The 6,000-nt window shown below is 61.0% G+C and carries 6 protein-coding genes; 4 read left to right on the top strand and 2 right to left on the bottom strand.

Annotation, left to right across the window (positions count from 1 at the left end):
• Positions 1-640 precede the first annotated feature (640 nt).
• From AB0N07_RS41660 to AB0N07_RS41645, 4 genes are read left to right on the top strand one after another with little or no spacing between them, the layout of a single operon-like run.
• Positions 641-1,666, top strand: coding sequence for a hypothetical protein (locus AB0N07_RS41660; protein WP_365844512.1), 1,026 nt, complete (start codon positions 641-643; stop codon positions 1,664-1,666).
• Between the two features lie 33 nt (positions 1,667-1,699).
• Positions 1,700-2,770, top strand: coding sequence for an aminoglycoside phosphotransferase family protein (locus tag AB0N07_RS41655; RefSeq protein ID WP_365844510.1), 1,071 nt, complete (start codon positions 1,700-1,702; stop codon positions 2,768-2,770).
• Complete coding sequence (locus AB0N07_RS41650; RefSeq protein WP_365844508.1) at positions 2,767-3,615, top strand: phytanoyl-CoA dioxygenase family protein; 849 nt, start codon at positions 2,767-2,769, stop codon at positions 3,613-3,615. Before AB0N07_RS41655 ends, AB0N07_RS41650 begins: the two co-directional genes overlap by 4 nt.
• Positions 3,612-4,583: a phosphotransferase gene (locus tag AB0N07_RS41645; RefSeq protein WP_365844506.1), complete on the top strand. Its 972-nt coding sequence runs from the start codon at positions 3,612-3,614 to the stop codon at positions 4,581-4,583. Before AB0N07_RS41650 ends, AB0N07_RS41645 begins: the two co-directional genes overlap by 4 nt.
• A gap of 178 nt (positions 4,584-4,761) precedes the next feature.
• Here AB0N07_RS41645 and AB0N07_RS41640 read toward each other — a convergent pair whose 3' ends face one another.
• Positions 4,762-5,301 carry a DUF2087 domain-containing protein gene (locus tag AB0N07_RS41640; protein ID WP_365844504.1) on the bottom strand — a complete coding sequence of 180 codons (540 nt, stop codon included), beginning with the start codon at positions 5,299-5,301 and terminating at the stop codon, positions 4,762-4,764.
• Between the two features lie 295 nt (positions 5,302-5,596).
• Positions 5,597-5,893 (bottom strand): helix-turn-helix transcriptional regulator, encoded by a 297-nt coding sequence (locus AB0N07_RS41635; protein WP_365844518.1) that lies wholly within the window; start codon positions 5,891-5,893, stop codon positions 5,597-5,599.
• Positions 5,894-6,000: the final 107 nt, after the last annotated feature.

Below are 6,000 nucleotides of genomic sequence, written 5' to 3'. Positions count from 1 at the left end.
CGGTCGGACCTGATCGACGGCTGCCTCATCGAGACCGGACTGATCATGGGAGCCGGATGATCGATCGGCCCGCCACCGCGAGTTCAACCCCGGCAATCACTTCCTTGCGCGTCACCACACACTCGCAACTGAGCACTCGGACCGCCCCTTCGCATGGCTGTGTTACGGGCAGCGAGGTGATGCGACCGCGGTGGCCGCCTACCGTGCATGCCGTGACTCGATGGGGGATGAGGGACTGTTCGAAGCAGTACTCAAAGCTCACGGCCGCCGAAGGGCAGACCTTGAGGAAGCCGCGGTGCATCTGGAGTGGCAGGCACACAACCACCCTCTCTCCCTGACGACAGCCTGGGAGGCCTGGCAGGCCGGCACTGGGGACGCTGTCGAGGCCATGTTCCACATACTGCATGGCCAGAGCCACAATGGGAGTGCATGTCAGCTATACCGGGCGTGCTTCGACGAGAACCTTGCTGCGTTCTTCGAAGCGGTCCACTTCCACGTGGCGCAGCTCGAGGTGGGTGGACACGACCACCCTTATCTCCACGGAGCGACACCGAACGCTTCGGTCCTGCGCGATCAGGTTCCGACAGTCGAGGACAATCGCACGAGTCAAGGGGGCTGCTGAGTGCAGAACTCACCACGGGTGGATGTCATCGTCCCGTACGGGCACTCACCGAGCCAGCCCGAGCGGCAGGCGAATCTCCAACAGGTCCTTGAGAGCCTGCAGAACGACCTTGAATACGAGAACTTCCGTGTAATCCTGGCCGAGTTGGGACCCAGGGAGACTCAACGAGCTCTGACTCGCAGCCTTGGGGCCGACTACGTCTTCACTAACTCGGATGAGGAGTTCTCCCCAGGCCGGGCGATGAATGCGGGCTTCCTCAGCCGGCGGCAGCCAGCTGAACTGGTGTACTTCCACCAGGCTGACTTCCTCGTTGCCCGGGACATCCTTGACCGTGCGGTGCAGGTGAAGCTGCGGCTGGAGTGTCCGTTCGTCTACCCCTACTGGGGAGAAGTGCATCTCTCTCGGATTGTGAGCGAGGCGGTGCGCCGTGCCGTGGTGCAGCCAGGGCAACTCTTCGACGTCCTTCAGCGGTGCGTCGCAGATCGACGCGCTGCTGAAGGATCTGAACAGGCGGCATTTGACGCGTACGACGAAGTCACCCTCAGCAATGACGAGTTGGAATCCCTCGTCGCCGTACTCCCGGCTGGGCTGCGACGAGAGATCACCGAGGCCGACCAGCTCCGGTTGTGGGGGGCGGATGACCGCTCGTACGCGCCCTACCGTTGGCGCCCAGAAGAGACTCTCGCCGCCCGGCTCTGTCGGATTAGCGGGGGGCCCCGTGCCAGTGCTGCCTATCTCTGCTCCGATGCCGCGTTCCGCCAAGCCGGCGGGGTGCCGGAACTTCCTGGCTGGGGATACGAAGATCTCATCTTCTGGCACACGGTCCAGGCCTTCCACCCCTATTCGGGCGATCGAAGGGGAATCTCATTCAAAGAGAGTGCCATAACGATGGATTACCCGCTTATTCATCTATGGCACCCCGTAAGTGGACGCCCCGACTATTACGCCGCAACAGCAAAAAACGAGCGAATATTCCACGAGTTCCACTCCCTCGCCGCTCACGAACAACGCGCCAGCGTGAGAGCGTTGCCGCCTCGCGGCTAGAAGCCGAGTGCACGCCAAGCAACGGAGCCGGGGATGGGTATGGAGAAAGTACTAGGAATAGATCTGAACACCCTTACACCTATCGGCCGATCCGCTTACCTTGGGCTGCTGACACCCACAGGGCGTCAGGTCAAGATAATCCTCGCCAGAGGCACAGAAATACTGCCTCTTCAAGAAGCAGCTACGCTCCGCCGAAGGCTCGTTGAGGAATTAACTGTCACGGCTGGCTTGCCAGTTCCATTTGCCGACGAGATCGCCTCCGGGCCGTGCACATTCGAAGGCTCTGACGCATGGGCCTTCGTAAACTCATACGTTCCCGGGGCGGACCTCACCAGGATCGCCAGAAGCCTCGCACCTGGCCAGGACTCTGGACTCGCGGACGGAATCGGACAGGCCGCGGGAGTGTCCCTCGCAGCTGTACACAGCGCGTCCCAGCCTCTGGCAGCAACTCTGCGACACAAGGAAGACGCGGAACTCGTTGATCAAGATATCACCTGGCGAGAGGCCACGCTCACCAGGCAAGAGGGCGTAGCGCGCCGAGTACACGAGGCTAGCAAGATCACGGCGCTGGATGACCGGCAGTTGCGACGGGCTCATTCACTGGCCGCCGCGTTCACTGGCCGCTTCAGGACCACATTCCATCCCACCGCCGGCCCGGCACCGGCCTGTCTGATCCACAAGGATCTTCACGGTGGAAACATCATTCTTGATACCAGCGCACCGCCCGACACCTGGATAGCTTCATTCATCGATGACCAGCTATCTGTCGGCGACAGCGGATACGACATCGCCAGTATTCACGCCTGGGCGTTCGAAGTTATGGATAAGAAATCCTTCATGGCTTTCAGTCATGGGCTCGAACGCGGATACAAGAGCCTCATTCCAAACTGCGCTCTACGGAGTTGCGACCTCCTTCTCTATCTCGCCGACCGCTCCCTCGGACGGTTGGCCTACTATGCGCGATCCGCCCCAAAGTGGATCGAACCATACGGATCAGAGCGACTGATCCGTCATCTCGACCTTCTCGACTGCATCGCCAGCACGGCGGGCTCCCCCGACAGCATCATCGACCCCTTCACAACGGTTAGGAGACTGGCTACATGAATGAGATCCCCCTCGACGCGGCCCTTAAGGCACCCACTCGTACACCCATAACTCAAGCCCAGGTGGAGCAGTTCCAAGAGGAGGGATACTGCGTGCTGCCCGCCATCGTGCCTGAATCGTTGATGAACCTACTCGGCGAGGAATGCGGGCAAGCCATCAGCAACGTACATGACGAAATGGACGCCAAAGGAGTGGACGTTCTGGGTGGTAGCCGGCGAGGGTTGCAGTACACGCCCGGTGGCTGCCGGAACGCGCAGCCACGGCTCCGCGAGTTCCTGTTCAGCGATCTACTCCAGGGGATCTGCGCGCAACTAGTCGGATCCGAGGCCTATCTGATATGGGACCAATTCTCTGTGAAGATGGGCTCAAACGGCTCCGGCGAGAAGCATGCTCGCTTCGAGAACGATGGGAGTCCTCAGTCGCTCGGCTACTTTTCATGGCACCAGGATTCGGGCTACGTTCCCGTGGACCATGCCCCGTACCTCTCCTGCTGGGTCGCGCTGGACGACATCACCGCAGAGAACGGCCCCCTCCGAGTCATCCCCTTCGGGGACCTCGGCGTCCGCACACGAGTCACACACACCCCGGACCCCCTAAACGGCGACCTGGTGGGGTACTTCGGAGCCCACCAGGGTGTAGCTCTCGAGATCCCCAAGGGCACCGTGATCTGCTTCAGCAGCACTCTGTTCCACTCAAGCTCGACGAACGACACCAACTCGCCCAGGCGCGCTTACCTGGCCCAATACTCTTCAACCACCAGTGCAGCCAGTGGGAACGTCCTCTGGCGGGATGCCGAACGCGTTCCCTCCGGGCCCGGCGTTCCCGCGGAAGAAGGAAGCGCATGAATCAGTCGCCTGCCGAGCCCGTGGATGAGAGATCGCTCGACGCTGCCGTGATCAGCAAGGTATGGCCTTGCTTTCACGATGTTCAGCTCGCCGGCACCCGGAGACTCAAGGGACGCAGCCACCGGGTCTACGAGTGCACCGACACACGTGGAGGTGCTGTTGTGGTGCGGCTCTCCGCTCCTCAACGTGCACGCTTCAGCATCGAGGCCTCGCTCGTGCAGCGTTGCCGCGATGCTGGCATCCCAGTCCCTGCGATCAGATACGTCGGCCACGAGGACGCAGTGGACGGCCCCGTCGCCATCATGGTGCAGGACAAGGTGGCGGGTGAGACGCTCCGAGAGCATGCGAAGCGTGTCGGGCCAGAGAGTGCCCGCGATGTGGTGCGACAAGCAGGCCAGATTTTGGCCGGGATCCACCAGTTGAACACCACGGGGTTCGGTTCCGTGGACGCCAGCCTTCATGGAACCGACAGCAAATTCAGCGACTGGTTTATCGGCCGCTTGGAGGGAAAACTCAACGAGGCCCGACGTATTGATCCGGCCTCTGGCCGGCTCCTGGACAGGGCAGTGGCTCTAATGCGCATCCATCGGGCTATGCTCGATGACTGTTCACCCAAGCTGCTGCATGGAGATTTCAGCCCTGACAACCTCATTGTGGAGGACGGAAACATTGCCGCCGTCATTGACTGGGAGGCCGCCAAAAGTGGCCCACCAGAAATGGATATCGGCTGGTGGGACTGTTTCTTTGAGTCTCCTCTAACTCCGGCAAGCGAGCTGATCTCTGGTTACGAACAGCGGATCAAGTTCGAACCCGAGAGACTGTTGACGCTGAGGCATCTCGCCGTACTCCGGATCATGATTGGTCACTTCTCCTGGACGCTGTCGGTAGGAGATCCAGAAGGGATCAAGCACGCTGCCGAACGCATCGAGTTGGAAGTTGACACAGCAGACTCCTGGGCCCACGCATGACCTGCTGTCAGACTTCGCCGCTCTCTGCTCGATAGGCAATAAATTCAGCGAAGATTGGTGGACATGACGACGTGCGCGTCTGTGCCAGTTCGACAGACGCGCACGCCAGTAGCATCAAAGACTAAGCGTACGGTGGGTTTTCGGCCCTCTCTACGCCGTCCTCAAGCTCGTCTCGGATTCACACGACCCTCTGATAGTCGCTGCTTGCAGCGCGAGTTACCAGCTTCAGGTCGACAAGGAGCCGACGCAAGGCCGCGTAGTCAGAGTGTACTTGGCCCAGCAAGTCGTTCACTTCGGACTCCGGCAGTTGCCTATCGGGGGGCAACAGCCGAACAAGGAGTTGCGCAACACGCCACCGGAAGTCGGGATTCTCCGGAAGTTTGACGAGCCTCCCGTGTTTGAAGAACCTTTCGAGATCAGGGTCCTCGGAAAGCAGGCCGGTCACTGGCAAGACTGCGTCGACCGCATCAGCAGCCGCGCTGAGTACGGAGAGATCCGCAGACAGAGTGTGCCCCTCAATCGACACTAGTCCGACTTCCTTAAGTCGCACTGCGTCCTTCACCATCGACTTCGGATCTCGGCCGACTGCAGCCGCGACTGCGCCCAAGGAACAGTCGTCACCTCTGCTCTGCCGCTCGGCTACATTCGCGAGCAGAGTCAGCCGGCTGGATACAGAGAGAGCGCCGAGCAACTCTGCCGCGCTGCTGAGTTCAGACATGCGAACTTCCTAGGGGTCGGTCCGCCTGGCGTCAAGTCGGTTTCTGACGACCCCATCGACCCATGGCGATAGGTCGCAGCGCCCGCAGATCCGCCGGGTCAGACAGTGGAGTGGTCGTCGTCGCCGCATCACGCCAGGGAAACCGCCGTCGACGCTCGCGAGTACGAACCGACAGCGGCCCCCCGTCGTCTGACACACAAGCGTATGGGCAAGGTCCACTATGGAGACATCACGCCAGTGATATGCCTGTCTTCGACCGCACGTTCGGGTGGGCGAACGCTCGGCTCACCTGGACCTAAGCAGGTTGAAGTTGGGGCGGTGCATTCTGTACAGAACGGAGTGGCGTGACCTCGTCCGAGTTGCGAAGCATGGGGCCGGTGAGCTCGACTGGCACATCCAGGCCGTCAAGGAGCATGACTACCTTGTCGATGTTGGTCAGCTTGCGATCGCCGGACTCGAGCATTGACAGAAAGGCTTGGCTCAGGCCCGTCAGCTGAGCTAGGTCATCCTGGCGTAGGCGTCCGAGACTTCGTACCAGCGTGCAGAGTCTCCCGAAATCTCGCTGTTTCAAGGCTAACCGGACTTCTGGCATGTTCCAGACTTGTTCGGGCACACGAGGGAAGGCCGGCGTGGTCGTCTGCCTCTCTCGGTGGCAGGCGCTGCAGCGGTCCTCCCCGTTGTATCTGCTCAGTTGGCACC

Source organism: Streptomyces sp. NPDC051172, assembly GCF_040682555.1.
In the GTDB taxonomy this organism is placed as follows: domain Bacteria; phylum Actinomycetota; class Actinomycetes; order Streptomycetales; family Streptomycetaceae; genus Streptomyces.
This window is presented reverse-complemented; position numbering and strand designations above follow the sequence as displayed.

Bases quoted from the DNA above. Each gene is read 5' to 3' on its own strand.
- AB0N07_RS41655 (WP_365844510.1), top strand. From the start codon at position 1,700: ATGGGTATGGAGAAAGTACTAGGAATAGATCTGAACACCCTTACACCT.
- AB0N07_RS41650 (WP_365844508.1), top strand. From the start codon at position 2,767: ATGAATGAGATCCCCCTCGACGCGGCCCTTAAGGCACCCACTCGTACA.
- AB0N07_RS41645 (WP_365844506.1), top strand. From the start codon at position 3,612: ATGAATCAGTCGCCTGCCGAGCCCGTGGATGAGAGATCGCTCGACGCT.
- AB0N07_RS41640 (WP_365844504.1), bottom strand. From the start codon at position 5,301: ATGTCTGAACTCAGCAGCGCGGCAGAGTTGCTCGGCGCTCTCTCTGTA.
- AB0N07_RS41635 (WP_365844518.1), bottom strand. From the start codon at position 5,893: ATGCCAGAAGTCCGGTTAGCCTTGAAACAGCGAGATTTCGGGAGACTC.